Origin of the sequence: Herbaspirillum sp. GCM10030257, assembly GCF_042666555.1 — a bacterium.
Classification (GTDB): Bacteria; Pseudomonadota; Gammaproteobacteria; order Burkholderiales; family Burkholderiaceae_D; genus Noviherbaspirillum.
In genome coordinates this window covers 361,056-378,397 of sequence record NZ_JBHTDH010000002.1, presented here as the reverse complement: position 1 = coordinate 378,397, position 17,342 = coordinate 361,056, and the positions used below count along the sequence as shown (strand labels likewise).

The following is a 17,342-nucleotide window of genomic DNA, read 5'->3' as shown; positions in this document are numbered from 1 at the left end:
AAAGAAACAGACTCGCATGAGCGTAAGGCCCATTATTGGGCAGCACCGATAATCAGCGCGGCGATTCCTTCAACTTCGGCATCGGAAAGATTCGGATAGATCGGAAGGCAAAGAACTTTCGAGGAAATGCTGGCCGCCGTTACAAGATTGGCAGATGCTGAGCTGGGCGCGCCGCGGTACATCGAGAACTCGCTGATCAGCGGGTAAAAATAGCGCCTGCTATGAATTCGATTTTCAAGCAAATAGTCATACAACGCATCGCGGGTTAACGGATATTCGGCATCGACAAGGATCGGGAAATAAGCATAGTTCCCTCTCTTCTGGCCTAGGAGTTCGATGCACCGGATGCCTCGAACGTCTTTCAGCAAGTTGCGATACGCCTGGTCGATTTCCTTCCGACGCGAAAGCGCGCGATCGATATGCTGCAATTGCAACAAGCCAAAGGCAGCGTTAATTTCGCTCATCTTGCCGTTGATTCCAGGTGCAACGACAGTAACCTCATCGACAATCCCAAAATTCTTCAGCTGATCGATACGATGCTTTGTCTTGGCGTCCGGGCAGATGATGGCGCCGCCTTCAAACGTATTGAATACTTTCGTGGCATGGAAACTCACCACGCTCAAGTCCCCGTGGCGTAGCAGGCTGCCGCCGTCATCCTCTACGGCAAAGGCATGGGCTGCGTCATAAATGACGCGCAAGTTGTAATTGTCGGCGATCTTCTGAATGGCCTCTACATCGCACGGATTACCATAGCAATGCACCGGCATGATCGCGGTAGTCTGCGGCGTGATGGCCGCCTCGATCTTTCTCGGATCGAGATTCAATGTCTTCGGATCTATATCGACAAAGACGGGCTTGATGCCATTCCACAGCAATGAATGCGCAGTAGCGACGAATGAATATGGTGTTGTGATGACTTCGCCGGTAATCCGCAATGCCTGTAAGGCTGTGACCAGAGCGAGCGTGCCGTTTGCGAACAGTGCAATATGTTCAACGCCGAGGAAATCGGCCAGGGCCTGCTCGAACTGCTGATGCATCGGACCGCTGTTGGTCAGCGTCTTGCTGTCCCATATCTTCTGCAGATAGGGAATGAAATCTTCAAGCGGCGGAAGATACGGCTGCGTAACGTAAATTGTCGAATTCATACCGGTTCTCCGCGGTTCTGCGGGTTGGAGTAGCCATTCTCCGAATTCTCCTCTATTCATGCCGGTTACCGTAGCAAGGAAATGAGTATGTTTTCGCAGTTTGTTGAGGGCTTGACCTTGTCTCGATTAAGGTAGACTAACCTGTCTTGGACGATTGCCCACGAAAAAGCGGCAAGAAAATTCGAGAATCCCACCCTGTCCCCGTCGCGTAGTCACACGCCTATTACGGCAACCTGCGTGAATTCTTGACCGCACATATCTTCCCCCGAACGCCGTTCCACCTGGCCGGCCTGCGCAACCGTCAATAGCAGTTCCGGTGTCGTTCCCGGCCTCGGGCCCTTTTCTCTCTATATATATGCTGCCCCACCCGGTAGCGATGTCATGCATTGCCGCACGGCGCGACTGGTACCAATCCTGACCGTAGACTGAAATCGGGATTTCCCTCGGCTCAAAAAAGCCTAAAGATTCCGGCCCGTGATCCGACAACGAAATATCCAGGCAGCAAACTGGCTGGAAATAAAAAACAGTCAGAACAGCGCTAAAGATTTTGCAGAGCCAGCCGATACCCTAAACAACACGGTATCGCACCAAGACAAACGAATTTCGGAACAGGGAGAAGCATCATGGCAGCAGTAATCAACACCAACTCGGCATCGTTAAATGCACAACGCAATCTGACGACTTCCGCGTCGTCCCTCGCCACTTCCCTGCAACGTCTGTCTTCCGGCCTGCGCATCAACAGCGCCAAGGACGACGCCGCAGGTCTGGCCATTGCAGAGCGCTTCACATCCCAGATCAAGGGCTTGAACCAGGCAGTACGTAACGCCAACGACGGCATCTCGCTGGCTCAGACCGCTGAAGGCGGCCTGGGCACCGCCAGCGACCTGCTGCAGCGTATGCGTGAACTGGCCGTGCAGTCGGCCAACGGCACCAACTCCGCTTCCGACCGTGCTTCGCTGCAGCAGGAAGTCTCGCAGCTCAAGCAGGAACTGGACCGCGTCGCCACCACTACCCAGTTCAACGGCCAGAACGTGCTCGACGGCTCGCTGTCGTCCACCCAGTTCCAGGTCGGCGCCAATGCCAACCAGACCATCACGGTCGGCATCGCCAGCGCCCGCGGCAACGAAATCGGCAACTATGGCCTGAAATCCGTCAGCGGTGCCAATTCCAGCAGCGCCGCCGTCGCCGCCGCTTCCGGCACGGCTGCCGCCAACAACGTCGATACCCAGACCGTCACCATCGCCGGCAATGGCGAGACTGAAACTGTAAGCGTGGTCGCCGGCGAATCCTCGCAGTCCATCGCTGCAAAGATCAACCAGAAGACATCCACCACCGGTGTGACGGCAACTGCAGAAACCAAGGCCACGCTGGGCGGCCTGAGCGCAGCTGGTACCGTGACCTTCAACCTCACTGGCAACGGCAGCTCGGTAGCGATCGGCGCCACCATCAGCAGCGCAAGCGACATGTCGCCACTGGCGGCAGCAATCAATGCGCAGACCGCTTCCACCGGCATCACCGCTGAAGTCAGCGGCGGCACCGTCACCCTGACCAGCAAGGATGGCTACGACATTGCCGTCGAAGACTTCATCAACTCCGGCGGCGGCACTGTTACCCTGACAGGCCAGGATCCGTTCGCTGGCGGCGCCAGCGGCGCTGCAGTGAACCTGACCAGCGGCGGCACCGACAGCAGCCGTGTCGGCGGCCAGATCAAGCTGAGCTCCAGCACTGGTTACACCGTCAGCTCCAGCGCCGCCACAGGCGGTCTGTTCGCCGGTGCGGCAAATACCCAGAACGCTTCGTCGCTGTCGTCGATCGCTTCGCTCGACATCAGCACGACTGCCGGTGCCAATGATGCGCTGCGTACCATCGATGCCGCCCTCACCAGCGTCACCAACTCGCGTGCGCAACTCGGTGCGATCCAGAACCGCTTCGCCTCGACCATCAGCAACCTGCAGACCACGTCGGAGAACCTGTCCTCCGCACGTAGCCGAATCCAGGATGCCGACTTCGCGTCGGAAACGGCCAACCTCACCCGTGGCCAGATCCTGCAGCAGGCAGGCACCGCCATGCTGGCTCAGGCAAACCAATTGCCAAACGGCGTGCTTTCCCTGCTCCGTGGCGGCTAATCAGCGTAACCGCATATATATATATATATATGTAACACCCCGACCGGATGTCGTCCCGTCGGGGTTTTCTTTTTACCCATCTCTTTTTCGCTTCGGTTCCCCCCTCCAAAATTCCGTTGCAGTTTCAACATCCGCATTCTTTTGTGCCTTGCCTCGAATCTGTCGCATTAAATGCGGCCTTAAGATCTGATTCGCCCTTGGCCTGCTTGCCATTTCTGCAAGAATATTCAAATCGTTTTTTTGCATAGCCGTCAATTTTCATAAAGACCGCCTGGCTCGCTTCCCGTCTAAAGATTTGTCAAATTCATCCGAAAAGAAGATACCCGACACGGGTTTGGACAAGTTTGGAAAAACATCATGCATAAAGGCTAAAGTTTTCCCAACCTCGCCCGATATACCTTGTGACAACGGCTGTTTTGCCATTACCGCTCAGGGAAGGCAGGCCGGAGTTACCAGGCTAGTGCCGGATTTCTCAGTCCTCTAAAGGAGAGCCACCATGGCAGCAGTAATCAACACCAACTCGGCATCGTTAAATGCACAACGCAATTTAACGACTTCCGCGTCGTCCCTCGCCACTTCCCTGCAACGTCTGTCTTCCGGCCTGCGCATCAACAGCGCCAAGGACGACGCCGCAGGTCTGGCCATTGCAGAACGCTTCTCGTCCCAGATCAAGGGCTTGAACCAGGCAGTACGTAACGCCAACGACGGCATCTCGCTGGCTCAGACCGCTGAAGGCGGCCTGGGCACCGCCAGCGACCTGCTGCAGCGTATGCGTGAACTGGCCGTGCAGTCGGCCAACGGCACCAACTCCGCTTCCGACCGTGCTTCGCTGCAGCAGGAAGTCTCGCAGCTCAAGCAGGAACTGGACCGCGTCGCCACCACTACCCAGTTCAACGGCCAGAACGTGCTCGACGGCTCGCTGTCGGCCACCCAGTTCCAGGTCGGCGCCAATGCCAACCAGACCATCACGGTCGGCATCGCCAGCGCCCGCGGCACAGAAATCGGCAACTATGGCTTGAAGTCCGTCAGCGGTGCCGACTCCAGCAGCGCCGCCGTCGCCGCCGCTTCCGGCACGGCTGCCGCCAACAACGTCGATACCCAGACCGTCACCATCGCCGGCAATGGCGAGACTGAAACTGTAAGCGTGGTCGCCGGCGAATCCTCGCAGTCCATCGCTGCAAAGATCAACCAGAAGACATCCACCACCGGTGTGACGGCAACTGCAGAAACCAAGGCCACGCTGGGCGGCCTGAGCGCAGCTGGTACCGTGACCTTCAACCTCACTGGCAACGGCAGCTCGGTAGCGATCGGCGCCACCATCAGCAGCGCAAGCGACATGTCGCCACTGGCGGCAGCAATCAATGCGCAGACCGCTTCCACCGGCATCACCGCTGAAGTCAGCGGCGGCACCGTCACCCTGACCAGCAAGGATGGCTACGACATTGCCGTCGAAGACTTCATCAACTCCGGCGGCGGCACTGTTACCCTGACAGGCCAGGATCCGTTCGCTGGCGGCGCCAGCGGCGCTGCAGTGAACCTGACCAGCGGCGGCACCGACAGCAGCCGTGTCGGCGGCCAGATCAAGCTGAGCTCCAGCACTGGTTACACCGTCAGCTCCAGCGCCGCCACAGGCGGTCTGTTCGCCGGTGCGGCAAATACCCAGAACGCTTCGTCGCTGTCGTCGATCGCTTCGCTCGACATCAGCACGACTGCCGGTGCCAATGATGCGCTGCGTACCATCGATGCCGCCCTCACCAGCGTCACCAACTCGCGTGCGCAACTCGGTGCGATCCAGAACCGTTTCGCCTCGACCATCAGCAACCTGCAGACCACGTCGGAGAACCTGTCCTCCGCACGTAGCCGAATCCAGGATGCCGACTTCGCGTCGGAAACGGCCAACCTCACCCGTGGCCAGATCCTGCAGCAGGCAGGCACCGCCATGCTGGCTCAGGCAAACTCGCTGCCAAACGGCGTGCTGGCTCTCCTCCGCGGTTAATTAACCAAGGCGGCAAGCTAGTGTAGAACGACGCCCCGGCTGGAACCTTTTCAGTCGGGGCGTCTTTTTAAGGAGAAGATCGTGGATATCAAACCAGTTGGCAATAATACGGCCCAGTCAGGCCAACGGATCTCTGACACAGGCAACTTCAGCGCGGACCTTCCCTCAATCGCGGCGCGCGAAGCAGCTACCCCAGTACAAACTGTCAATGCCGTTAAACAGGCAGCCGACGTTCCCTCGATGAGTCAGGTTACCTCTGCCGTCGCGCAGATCAACGAAACTCTAAAGAAGCTTTCGCAAGATCTTGAATTTTCTCTGGATTCCGATACCGAGAAGGCAGTTGTCAAGGTCGTCGACCAGCAGACAAAAGAAGTTATCCGTCAAATACCAACTGCCGAAGCGCTTGAAATCGCAAAAGCACTGGATCGGGTGCAAGGCTTGCTAATTAGAGAAAAGGCATGACCTTAAGTAAAACAGGCGGGTAAATCCTGCTCTAAAGTCCGGTTCGGCGCTGCCGATATTGAGATAGAGTGATCACGTTTGCAAAGGAGGGGCAAGATGGCTATCTCATCTCCCGGTATCGGTTCCAATCTGGATATCAATGGCATCATTTCGAAGCTGATGCAGGCTGAAGCACGGCCGTTGGCAGCACTCGCCAAGAAGGAGGCAAGCTACCAGGCCAAACTTTCTGCCTTTGGCACCTTGTCCGGCTCGCTTAGCGCATTCCAAAATGCACTAACCAAGCTGAATACGCCGACAACCTTTCAGTCGCTGGTTGCCAGTTCGTCGGATACGCAAACCGTTTCGGCGGCGGCGACATCCAAGGCTACTCCCGGCAGCTACAGTGTCAACGTGACAAAACTGGCCCAGGCGCAAACGCTTTCGTCGGCCGGCATAGCAACCACAAACGGGACACTCGGAACAGGCACGAGCACCAAGCTGCTTTTCAAATTTGGCACGATCAGTGGCAATATCGTCAACGCTGGCACTAATCTCGGCGCCAGCGTTCCTGCAAGTGGAATCGCTGCGAATTCCCTAAGCATCAATGGCACGACGATCACCACCAGCGGTTCCACGAACAGCGCAAAAGCGCTCGCAACTCAAATCAATCTTGCAAGTGCAACCACCGGCGTAACCGCCACGGCGCAGACAACCGATACGGGCGCATTGGGGGCATTCACCACCACGTCCGGGGCCGGCGATTATCTACTTGCAGTCGGTGGAGTCACCATTATCGATGAGGCCGTACTCGGTACGTCCGCAACCACGGGGGCCAATATCGACACCCGATTGCAGGATGCGTCTGTTGCCAATGCATTGGCGGCCGCAGGCATTTCCTTTTCGGGTCTTGCGGCCTCGGGAACGCTTAAATTCACCATGGCTGACGGCAGCAATATCACTGCCCAGGAATCGGGTACCTCGGGTGGCTTTGCAGCCATTGGTATCGGAAGCGCCAAGACGTTTACAAGCTCCGTCTCCCTCAGTTCCGCCAGCGCGATTACGATCGCGGGCGGTGCGCCATCGGCCGCGGGATTCACCGCAGGGACGTACAGCACCTACGGAGGCGCAAGCTTTACCCAGGATGCCAACCAGACCAGCGGCGAAGTAACAATCGACAACACAAACAATTCGCTGCAGGGAATTCGCGATGCCATTAACAAAGCCAATCTCGGCGTCACGGCGAGCATTGTTTCGGATGGCAGTGCGACACCCTATCACCTGGTATTGAAGTCGAATAAGACCGGCGAAGCATCCAGCATGAAGATCGAGGTGCAAGGAGCCGAACCTGACCTGACGAATCTGTTTACCTACGATCCGGCCGGAACGCAGAAGATGACGCAAACCAGCGCCGCGCAGAATGCAGCGCTTACCATTAACGGCATTTCCGTCACGAGCCAGACCAATTCCATTTCCGGCGCCATCGAAGGTATTTCGCTGGATGTTTCCAAAGTCGGCACAGCCAATTTGAATGTCAAACGGGATACAGCCAGCGTTCAATCCGCTGTCACCTCGCTTGTTAAAGCCTATAACGACCTTGATTCAACCATCGACAAGCTGACCAGCTACGATGCAGAAACAAGACAGGCAGGCGTGCTGCTTGGCGACTCCTCCATTCGCAACATTGAATCCCAGTTGCGCAAGATGTTTTCATCGGCGTCAAGCGGCTCTAACAGCACGCTGAAAACCCTGAATCAGGTGGGTATTTCCATCTCTAAGGATGGAGTGATGTCTGCGGACTCCACCAAACTGTCCGCAGCCATGACGAAAGACTTGACGGATGTCGCCGCCTTGTTCTCGTCTATCGGAAAAACAACGGATAGTCTTGTCAGTTTTGCAGGATCGACAGCGGCCAGCACCCAAGGCACGCATGAAGTATTTATTACGAAGCTTGCAACGCAAGGCAAAGTGCAAGGAACGGGCGCTTTGGGTGCAACAACGATTGATGCAAGCAATAAAGACCTGACATTGACAATCGACGGGGTTACCGCCTCAGTGTCGCTTACACCGCGCGGAACCGCGTACAGCGCAGCCGAGCTCGCCGCACATCTACAATCGACCATCAATTCCGCCTCCGGATTCTCCTCCGCCGGCATCGCAGTTGCGGTCACTATCAACGGCGCTGGCGAGTTGGTGGTGAGTTCAAACAAGTACGGATCGACATCGAAGGTGTCGGTCACCGGAAGTGCGACCAACTCGCTGTTCGGCACTCCTACGCCGGCTTCCACCGATGGCCTTGATGTTGCCGGCACCATTGGCGGTGTGACCGCGGGTGGATCGGGACAATTCCTGACGGGAGCAACCGGGTCGCCAGCGGCCGGACTGAAACTGGAAATTACCGGCGGGGCGGAGAATGCGAGCAGAGGAACGGTCAGTTTCTCCCAAGGTTTTGCTTTCCACCTCAATAATCTCGTCGACGGATTCCTCGGGAATAGCGGCCTGATCTCGGGACGGACCAATGGATTAAAGAGTTCTATCAAGGACATCGGTAAACAAAATGAAGTCCTCAATGCAAGGCTGGCGGATACAGAGGCGCGGTACCGCAAGCAGTTCGTGGCCCTGGACACAATGATCAGCCGGATGAGTTCGACCAGCGCTTACTTATCTCAGCAGCTTGCCCAGATCAGCAGCATGTCTCAGCAATAAGCAACAAAGGAATATAGAGGAAAACATCAATGTTCGGATCCTCCCATGGCGGTGCAAATGCCTATGCCAAGGTCGGCGTGGAAACTGGCGTCGTCGCTGCAAGCCCACACAAGCTCATTGTCATGCTGTTCGACGGAGCGCTGACCGCGCTCGCCGTCGCCTTGCAGCACATGCAAACCGGCAGCATCGCTGGCAAAGGCCAAGCGATATCCAAGGCAATTGCCATCATCGACAGCGGACTTCGTGCAAGCCTCAACAAAGAGGCAGGCGGGGAAATCGCACAAAGCCTGGATGCCCTGTACGAATACATGAGCACCCGGCTAATGACAGCAAACCTGGAAAATCGGCCGGAGATGATTGAGGAAGTGCAGCGTTTGTTGAAAGATCTGAAAGGTGCCTGGGAAGCAATTGACCCGGCTGCCGCCACTTCGGCGCAAGCTCTTGCCGCCCCTCCCCGGGTATCCGCATACGACGCGTTTGCGCCGAGCACGTCCACACTCGTTAAGGCTTAATTCATTATGAACAGCGAAGAAGTCATTTCCCTGTACGAGACCGTTGCAGGCATTACCAATCAAATGGTCACTGCCGCACGCGAAGGCGACTGGGAAAAGCTGGCAGCGCTCGAAGTGCTGTGCGCCAGCCATGTGGCGAACCTGAAGCAGGAAGAGGCGCCAGTGCCTTTGCCAACGGTCGCGCGTGAACAGAAAGTACGCATTATCCAGAAGATCCTGGCCGATGACCGCGAGATCCGTAATATCACCGAGCCTTGGATGCGACACTTGTCTGCGATGATTAACAGCACCGGCGCCGAGCGCAAACTATCTCAGGCGTACGGATCGAACCAGTCGGGCTAATCGGTGTTCCCGCGCGCCGACATGAATGGCACCCGGCCCGTTGGCGCAGTCGAAGCGGCCAGACCGATCGTCTCCATCGGGGATGCACGGCAAGATTTATATCAACGACTGAACCAGATGGCGGTCGGCCGGGCGCTTCAGGCGCAGGTGCTGTCGCGCATGAATGACGGTTCCTTCATGGTAAAACTGCTCGATACGCCTGTGCGCATGAGCCTCCCGCCGAATACACAAACCGGCGACACGCTCGATCTGACGTTCAATGGGATGCAACCGCGGCCGACTTTTCTATTGCGCTTGCCGGCCGTGCAAACAGAAGCAAAGTTGAGCGATACCGCGCGCCTGATCGACAATGTGCTGCGTGCAACGCAAAAAGAAGGTGCGCCGACATCTCTTGTCGGCAAAGCTCCTTTGCTTGACTCGCCTGCCGCTCCGCCGACACAGATTGCTGTGGCGCTGAAAAACACCTTGTCCTACAGCGGCCTGTTTTACGAGTCCCACGTGCAGCAATGGGCAAGTGGTCAGCGGCCGCTGACCGAGCTGATGCGCGAACCGCAGGGGAAACTCAGCAACCCGGCATTGGTAAACGCCGCATTACGGCAGCATGGAGAGAATGGACAGAATTCGCAGAATGCACCGCTTCATGCGGATACTGCAGCCGACACGTTGCGTACTACACCAGACACGAGTCAGGCGAAGCATGCAGCTCCCGTATTGGACGCCCCGCTCCCGCACGTAACGACCGGCACGCACGACGATATCCGAGCGGAAGCGCCGCGCGCAGCGAATGGACAAACCGATGATGCTGGTTCCGAGCACGCAGCGACCGAAAATCGCCAGGCTTCTGCATCCGCACCACGGCAGAAAGACAATGTGATCGGCAAGGAACCCGGAGCCGAAGCTCAGGAGCCGGTTCAGGACAAAATATCGGTCAACCTAAGAGTGGGCGACGGTTTTCGTGCAAATGGCGTGGCGGACGCCGGCCCGCGGTCTGATGCAGCAGGACTTTCGGATGCATTTGCCCCGTCGCGCACGGACAGTCCTGCTAGCGAATCCGCGCGGATGATCAGCCTGCAGCTTGATACTCTGGAACAGCGCCGCGTCGCCTGGCAGGGAGAACTTTTCCCTGGCCAGAAAATGGAATGGGAGGTGACGGAGGATACCGCGCATGGCGGTCATGATGACGCCGATCGCTCATGGCAAAGCGTGGTCCGTTTCGAACTGCCTGCCCTTGGCGCCATATCGGCAGCGATCCGCCTCAATGGAAACCATTTGCAGGTACAGATTCGGGCGGCCAGTGAAGAGACTGCCCTGATATTGCGGACCCATGGCAATGAGCTGGTGTCCGCGCTCGGGGCGGCCGGCTCGCCGGTCGATCTGCTGACGGTGAAGCGCGATGACATGGTTTGAGGCACGCATCGGATACAGGCTTGCGCAGGCCGACATCTTTCGCACGCCTGCCGCCAGGCAAACTGCCTCGGCGCCGCGTCCTGTTGCCCTTGATGGCTTTGATATAAGGTACAAGGACGCAGATAAGGGGCGAGAATAATGGCTCAGCCACCTAACAGGAATGCCATTGCGCTTGCCTACAATCTGGGTGATGCCGCGCCCAAGGTTGTCGCCAAAGGCAAAGGATTGATCGCGGATGAAATTATCGCGCGTGCCAAGGAACATGGCGTATTCGTACATGAATCAAGGGAGTTGGTCGCGCTGCTGATGCAAGTGGAACTGGATGATCACATTCCTCCCGCATTGTATCGGGCCGTCGCGGAATTATTGGCCTGGCTGCACCATCTTGAGGCTGCTCAAAAAGGGAACGACAAGGTATCATGACGAGTTGTGTTTTGATTTGCGCCATTGAAGGTAGGTTCACATGACATCTATGATTGATGATGACCAGCTTGATCTCAGCCCGTTCCGAGTTCGTTCGCGCCGTGAAATTGTGAACTTGCTTCGCGCCGTTTCCCAACGCCGGCAACTGGTCCGATTGCAAACCAAGGATGGCAGCGATTCGGCGGTAACCTCGATACTGGATGTCGACGATGCAAATGACATGGTAATCATCGATTGCGCGCCGAATGCGCTCACGAATCGGCGGATCGTGGACAGCGACGAGATTTCCTTCGAAACCGTCCTTGAGAACATCCGTATTTTGTTTTTCGTGCCGCATGCGGAGAACTGCGACTATGACGAGCGGCCTGCCTTGAGAGTTCCGGTTCCCGAAATCATGATTCGCTTGCAGCGCCGGGATTCCTATCGGGTGACTGTGCCGCTAAGTGACCAGGTGAAATGCCATATTCCGATTCCTGACGAAACCGGCAAAATTGCATCAACAGTATCGCTGCCCTTGTATAACGTCAGCGCTGGCGGAATTGCTGTCATTGATGACAAGATGCAGATCGATCCGCCGTTGTACGCAATTTATGAAAATTGCCGGATCGATTTGCCGGGCGGGGCCGTTGTCACGACGCTTCAGTTTCAGAATTCACACGAGGTTTCGCTTGCAAGCCGCAAGGAAATTCGACGCCTGGGATTCAGGTTTGTCGATTTTTCAAACGCAGGGGTGGCAGCGATTCAGCGCTACATCACAAAACTGGAGCGCGAGCAGAACGCTCGCAAGACCGGAATGAGCAGCTAAAGGCCTTTCGCCTTGAGTGCAGCCGCCGGCGCTTTACCAGCGCCATCATATTTGATGCTACACCTGCATGTTCATGATGTCTTGATAAGCCGAAACCAGCTTGTTCCGGACCTGGACAGTTGCCTGAAAAGAGATACTCGATTTTTGCATGGAGATCATCACATCGGACAGGTTGACGCTTTCGTCACCCGCTGCGAATCGCTGCCCGAGCACTTCAGTGCGATGCTGCGCGCTGTTGACCTGGTCAAGAGACTGCTTCAGGACTGAAGCAAAATCTGCCTTGACTGCTGGCTTTTCGCTCTGAACCGGATTGACGCCGCCTTGCGCGCGGGTAGCCGCAGTCTTCAGCTGAGCCAACATTGATTCGATTTTGCTTGCGTCGATCATGCCTGCTTTCATTTCTCGCCTTCCTTCGTTAAGCCGTCACCCATATACGGATGACGGACTCCTCCGCTTTTTACAACGCCATCCTAGCACTCCCATGACTATAAGTTGGCTGGATAAAGAGCAGAAATGTTGCTCTGTTCCAATGATTGAAATCCTGCGACGCCCCGACAATCCACACTGAGCCAACGAGTTTCTACGAACAAGAATCCAAGTGAACAGCACGATCAAACAAATCAGTGACGCTTCCGGAGGCGGCTTATGGCAGTAGCTCTGGACGAGCAGCAGCCGGCGTCCACGCCCAACCCCATGCGCTTTATCCAGACAGCTGGAGGACGCAAGATTGCCATCATGGCAGGCACGGCTGCGACCATCTCCATCATCGCCGGCATGTGGTTGTGGGCGCAGAAACCCGATTACCGAGTGTTATTTTCCAATTTCTCGGACCGGGATGGCGGCGCCATCGTCGCGTCCTTGCAACAAATGAATGTGCCCTACAAGTTCGCCGAGGGTGGCGGGGCAATTCTGGTCCCGGCCGATCAAGTGCATGATGCTCGGCTCAAATTGGCTTCGCAGGGTCTCCCGAAAGGAGGCAATGTCGGCTTCGAGCTGATGGAAAATCAGAAGCTGGGCATTTCACAATTCCTTGAGCAGGTAAACTTTCAACGTGCCCTGGAAGGTGAGCTGGCACGGTCAATCCAGTCGGTCGCCGCAGTCCAGTCCGCCCGCGTCCATCTGGCGCTGCCCAAGTCCTCCGTTTTTGTGCGTGAACAACAGAAACCCACGGCTTCTGTTTTATTGAATCTTCACCCCGGACGCGGACTCGATCCGCAGCAGGTGAGCGCCATCGTGCATCTGGTCGCCAGTAGTGTGCCGGAGCTACCGACGAAAAACGTCACCGTGGTCGATGAAAGCGGCAATCTTCTTTCCGAGACCGGAAAATCACCGGGCTCGAACGGACTCGATCCCACGCAGCTTAAGTATATTCAGGAACTGCAGCAGAGCATCGTCCGTCGCATCGAATCGATCATCACACCGATCGTTGGACCAAACAATGTTCGCGCCGAGGCAACGGCGGATGTTGACTTTTCCTCCAGCGAACAGGCCGCCGAGGTTTACAAGCCGAATCAGACGCCCAATACGGCCGCGGTACGCAGTCAGCACAGCAGCGAATCACAAAACGGCAACAACACGGCATCCGGCGTTCCTGGCGCACTGACCAACCAACCACAGCCAGCCGCAACCGCACCGATTAACGGCGCGGCAGCGGCGCCTGGCGCGCCCGCCACATCGACCGGATCGGCACAGCGTGACAGCACCGTTAATTATGAAGTCGACAAGACGATTCGCTATGTCCAGCAACCAATGGGTGGGATCAAACGTCTGTCTGTCGCCGTCGTTGTCAACTATAAGCGCATACTGGACGCCAATGGGAAAGTCACCACGCGACCGTTGACCGAGGCGGAAAAGGCGCAGATTACCGATCTGGTGCGCGAAGCGATGGGGTTCAACAAGGAGCGTGGGGATAGCCTTAATGTCGTCAACAGCCCGTTCGCCGGTCTGGAAAAAGAAGCGCTTCCGGAAGTTCCTCTCTGGCGGCAGCCGGACATGATCGACCTTGCCAAGGAAGCCGGCAGGTACGCTCTGCTTCTGCTGCTCTTGTTATTTCTCTACTTCAAGGTTCTTAAACCGCTATTGAAGAAGGAAAAAGAAAAAGAAATCGGTCCGGATGGCACACCGCTGCTCGAAAGCCCTGAAATAGATGAGGCAGGCAATCCGGTCCTCAAAGATGAATCCGGCGCTGCACCAGCTCAACTCGGGATGGACGATTTGAGTGACGATGATTCGATGGCTCAACAGATCAGCACGTACCAGAAACGCCTTGAAGCCGCCAAGCGACTGGCCAAGGAAAATCCGAAAGTAGTAGCCAATGTTATTAAGGAATGGGTGTCCGAATGAGTGATCTCGGCATTCAAAAAGCCGCAATTCTGATGCTTGCCTTGGGCGAGGAAGAAGCTGTAGAAGTCATGAAGTATCTCGGCCCGCGCGAGGTGCAGAAGATCGGCACCGCAATGTCCTCGATGAAGGCAGTGACGTCCGACGAACTCGAAAGCGTCCTGCAGGAATTTCGCTTAAGAACAAAATCGAATACTTCCTTCGGCCTGGATTCCGACGACTATATCCGTAACGTCCTGACCAAAGCCTTGGGCGATGACAAGGCCACGTCGCTTCTTAATCGCATTCTCGGTGCACGCGAAGCGCGAGGTATTGAAAGTCTGAAGTGGATGGATGCGCAGTCTGTCGCCGAACTGATCCGGAATGAGCATCCGCAGATCATTGCAACGATTCTCGTGCATCTGGAGCGCTATCATGCATGCGAGGTGCTCGAATACTTCACGGAACGGTTACGAAATGACATCGTGCTGCGTATCGCGACACTGGACGGCGTACAGCCAGCCGCCTTGCGTGAACTGAACGATGTCTTGACCAAGCTCTTGACCGGCAACGAGAACTTGAAGAAGAAGCCGATGGGTGGCATCCGCACGGCAGCCGAAATCCTGAACTTCTTTGGCGGCGAGAATGAAAGTTCGGCAATGCAAGCTCTCAAGAGCCACGATGCCGAGATGGCGCAGGCAATCATGGACGAAATGTTCGTCTTCGAGAACATCCTCGACATCGATGATCGCGGCGTCCAGACCATATTGCGCGAAGTCCAGGCGGATTCCCTGATCGTCGCCCTGAAAGGCGCGAGTGAGGGACTCCGGAACAAGATCTTCAAGAACATGTCGCAGCGCGCCGCCGAGATGATGAAAGAAGACCTCGAGGCCAAAGGCCCTGTCCGCTTGTCCGAGGTTGAAGAAAAGCAGAAGGAAATCCTCGCGATCGTCCGCCGACTTGCAGACGAAGGCCAGGTTATGATTGGACCAAAGGGTGAAGATACGTATGTCTAACTTTATTCCCAAGGAGCAGCTTTCTGCATATCAGCGCTGGGAGCTGGCGTCATTTGACAGCCCTCCTCCACCGACGCAGGCAGAGCTGGCTGCTCAGCGCGAGCAGGGAATCAATGAAGCTAGGGTACGCGCCTACGCCGTGGGAGTGGAAGAAGGCCGCGCAGCCGGCTACGAACAAGGTCATGCGCAAGGGATGGAGGAAGGACACGCTGCCGGCCTCACCAAAGGCCATGCCCAGGGACTGGAAGAAGGCCGCCTCCAGGCCAAGGAAGAGGCAGCGCAATTACAGCGGATTGCAGCAGCATTTCAATCCGAAGTGACGCAGGCAAGCGAACGGGTCGCCGTCGACGTTCTCGATCTTGCACTCGATCTCTCCAAGGCAATGCTCAAGAATGCGCTGAAGGTCCGTCCGGAGTTGCTTATCCCGGTGATCGGCGACGCGATCCGTTATCTCCCGACAGTACAGCAACCCGCCCTGCTTTTTCTCCAGTCGGACGACGCGCTACTCGTCAAACAAATAATGGGCGATGAGCTTGAGCAATCCGGCTGGCGGGTCGTCGAAGATCCGCACATGCAGCGCGGCGGGTGCCGGGTCGAAACCGCCAGCAATCAGATTGACGCGTCCGCCGCCACGCGTTGGAAACGCATTGCCGCCGCACTCGGCAAGGAACTGGACTGGCTCGACACATGACACCGGAAACGGCACATTCAGATCGCTGGAAAGCTTATCTGAGGGACTGCAGCGCCCTGCTTGCCATCGCGGAGCCGATTCACGTGTCGGGACGCGTTACGCGGGTAACCGGTCTGGTGATGGAAGCCGTAGGGCTGAAAATGCCGGTCGGCAGCGCATGCATCGTGCCTCTCTCGAATGGCACTCGGATCGAGGCAGAAGTTGTCGGCTTTGAAAACGACCGCCTGTTTCTCATGCCACAAAGCGACGTCGAAGGCGTCCTGCCCGGAGCCCAGGTGTTTCCGCTCGAAGTGACGCAAACGCTGCCGCCCCCCGGTGCCGTCAGCCATCCGCGGCGCCGTCCGAGCGATCGGGGCCGCCATCTTCCGGTCGGCAATGAACTGCTGGGTCGCGTTCTGGACGCCGCCGGGCGCCCTCTCGATAATCTGGGTCCCCTGCATACCGTGCATTCGGCACCGCTCAACGTACGGGCGGCAAACCCGCTGACGCGGGCGCCTATTAACGATATTCTCGACGTTGGAGTGCGCGCGATCAACAGCATGCTGACCGTCGGCCGCGGGCAGCGAATGGGTTTGTTCGCCGGCTCCGGCGTCGGCAAGAGCGTGCTGCTCGGCATGATGGCGCGCTACACAAGTGCCGATGTGATCGTTGTCGGGCTGATCGGCGAACGCGGCCGCGAGGTAAAGGAATTCATCGAACAGATCCTTGGACCGGAGGGCCTGGCGCGCTCAGTAGTAGTCGCCGCGCCGGCCGATACATCTCCGTTGATGCGCTTGCAAGGCACGGCCTACGCGACCGCCATTGCAGAGCACTTTCGGGATCAGGGAAAGAATGTTCTTCTGATCATGGACTCGCTGACACGCTACGCAATGGCTCAACGCGAAATTGCTCTCGCGATCGGCGAACCTCCCGCAACCAAAGGCTATCCCCCGTCCGTGTTTGCGAAGCTCCCTGCGCTGGTGGAGCGTGCCGGCAATGGCAAGGATGGCGGCGGCTCGATTACAGCGTTCTACACCGTTTTGACCGAGGGAGATGACCAGCAAGACCCGATTGCGGATGCTGCGCGTGCCATTCTTGACGGTCACATCGTGCTTAACCGCAGCCTGGCCGAAGCCGGCCATTACCCTGCCATCGATATCGAGCAGTCGATCAGCCGCGCAATGCACAGCATTACTTCGCACGATCATCAGCAACGCGCCCGTCGCCTGAAAAAACTGACGGCCCGCTATCAGCGCAGTCGCGACCTGATCAGCGTCGGCGCCTACAGTGCCGGAACCGATCCCGTATTGGATGAGGCGATAGCCCTGAATCCGCGTATTGAAGCTTTTCTGCAACAAGGAATTACCGAGCAATCACGGTTTGACGAGAGCTTGGGGCAACTTACCTCGCTGTTCGGTTGATTAAGCGCGTTGTCGT

Annotated in this window: 15 protein-coding genes; 13 read left to right on the top strand and 2 right to left on the bottom strand. The window is 56.9% G+C overall.

Features of this window, described 5'->3' with window-relative positions; translation table 11 throughout:
* Nucleotides 1-32 precede the first annotated feature (32 nt).
* Entirely contained in the window at nucleotides 33-1,145 is a 1,113-nt protein-coding gene (locus tag ACFQUU_RS04290; protein ID WP_382243142.1) for a DegT/DnrJ/EryC1/StrS family aminotransferase, read from the bottom strand.
* 623 nt (nucleotides 1,146-1,768) lie between these two features.
* Here ACFQUU_RS04290 and ACFQUU_RS04285 point away from each other — a divergent pair.
* The 9 genes from ACFQUU_RS04285 to ACFQUU_RS04245 all read left to right on the top strand — a co-directional run bounded on the left by ACFQUU_RS04285 (nucleotide 1,769) and on the right by ACFQUU_RS04245 (nucleotide 11,900).
* A complete protein-coding gene (locus tag ACFQUU_RS04285; protein WP_382243139.1) occupies nucleotides 1,769-3,271 on the top strand; it encodes a flagellin in 1,503 nt (500 codons plus the stop codon).
* Nucleotides 3,272-3,767: 496 nt separating this feature from the next.
* Nucleotides 3,768-5,267, top strand: coding sequence for a flagellin (locus ACFQUU_RS04280; protein WP_382243136.1), 1,500 nt, complete (start codon nucleotides 3,768-3,770; stop codon nucleotides 5,265-5,267).
* A gap of 81 nt (nucleotides 5,268-5,348) precedes the next feature.
* Entirely contained in the window at nucleotides 5,349-5,729 is a 381-nt protein-coding gene (locus ACFQUU_RS04275) for a flagellar protein FlaG (protein WP_382243133.1), read from the top strand.
* Nucleotides 5,730-5,825: 96 nt separating this feature from the next.
* A complete protein-coding gene (fliD, locus tag ACFQUU_RS04270; protein WP_382243130.1) occupies nucleotides 5,826-8,411 on the top strand; it encodes a flagellar filament capping protein FliD in 2,586 nt (861 codons plus the stop codon).
* A gap of 29 nt (nucleotides 8,412-8,440) precedes the next feature.
* The gene (fliS, locus tag ACFQUU_RS04265) at nucleotides 8,441-8,923 is read left to right on the top strand and encodes a flagellar export chaperone FliS (protein WP_382243127.1); all 483 of its coding nucleotides are present in this window, start codon (nucleotides 8,441-8,443) and stop codon (nucleotides 8,921-8,923) included.
* A gap of 6 nt (nucleotides 8,924-8,929) precedes the next feature.
* A complete protein-coding gene (locus ACFQUU_RS04260) occupies nucleotides 8,930-9,265 on the top strand; it encodes a flagellar protein FliT (protein ID WP_382243124.1) in 336 nt (111 codons plus the stop codon).
* Nucleotides 9,266-9,286: 21 nt separating this feature from the next.
* The gene (locus ACFQUU_RS04255; protein WP_382243121.1) at nucleotides 9,287-10,672 is read left to right on the top strand and encodes a flagellar hook-length control protein FliK; all 1,386 of its coding nucleotides are present in this window, start codon (nucleotides 9,287-9,289) and stop codon (nucleotides 10,670-10,672) included.
* Between the two features lie 138 nt (nucleotides 10,673-10,810).
* A complete protein-coding gene (locus ACFQUU_RS04250) occupies nucleotides 10,811-11,095 on the top strand; it encodes an EscU/YscU/HrcU family type III secretion system export apparatus switch protein (RefSeq protein ID WP_382243118.1) in 285 nt (94 codons plus the stop codon).
* Between the two features lie 40 nt (nucleotides 11,096-11,135).
* The gene (locus tag ACFQUU_RS04245; protein WP_382243115.1) at nucleotides 11,136-11,900 is read left to right on the top strand and encodes a flagellar brake protein; all 765 of its coding nucleotides are present in this window, start codon (nucleotides 11,136-11,138) and stop codon (nucleotides 11,898-11,900) included.
* Nucleotides 11,901-11,957: 57 nt separating this feature from the next.
* Here ACFQUU_RS04245 and fliE read toward each other — a convergent pair whose 3' ends face one another.
* Complete coding sequence (gene fliE, locus ACFQUU_RS04240) at nucleotides 11,958-12,299, bottom strand: flagellar hook-basal body complex protein FliE (protein WP_382243112.1); 342 nt, start codon at nucleotides 12,297-12,299, stop codon at nucleotides 11,958-11,960.
* A gap of 246 nt (nucleotides 12,300-12,545) precedes the next feature.
* Between fliE and fliF the strand changes: the two genes are divergently transcribed.
* The 4 genes from fliF to fliI are packed head-to-tail and all read left to right on the top strand — an operon-like array spanning nucleotide 12,546 to nucleotide 17,326.
* The gene (gene fliF / locus ACFQUU_RS04235) at nucleotides 12,546-14,243 is read left to right on the top strand and encodes a flagellar basal-body MS-ring/collar protein FliF (protein WP_382243109.1); all 1,698 of its coding nucleotides are present in this window, start codon (nucleotides 12,546-12,548) and stop codon (nucleotides 14,241-14,243) included.
* Nucleotides 14,240-15,235 (top strand): flagellar motor switch protein FliG, encoded by a 996-nt coding sequence (gene fliG, locus ACFQUU_RS04230; RefSeq protein ID WP_382243106.1) that lies wholly within the window; start codon nucleotides 14,240-14,242, stop codon nucleotides 15,233-15,235. Before fliF ends, fliG begins: the two co-directional genes overlap by 4 nt.
* On the top strand, nucleotides 15,228-15,926 hold the full coding sequence (gene fliH, locus ACFQUU_RS04225) for a flagellar assembly protein FliH (protein ID WP_382243103.1): 699 nt from the start codon (nucleotides 15,228-15,230) through the stop codon (nucleotides 15,924-15,926). Before fliG ends, fliH begins: the two co-directional genes overlap by 8 nt.
* A complete protein-coding gene (gene fliI / locus ACFQUU_RS04220; RefSeq protein ID WP_382243101.1) occupies nucleotides 15,923-17,326 on the top strand; it encodes a flagellar protein export ATPase FliI in 1,404 nt (467 codons plus the stop codon). The genes fliH and fliI overlap by 4 nt, the downstream gene beginning before the upstream one ends.
* The last annotated feature ends 16 nt before the right edge of the window (nucleotides 17,327-17,342 follow it).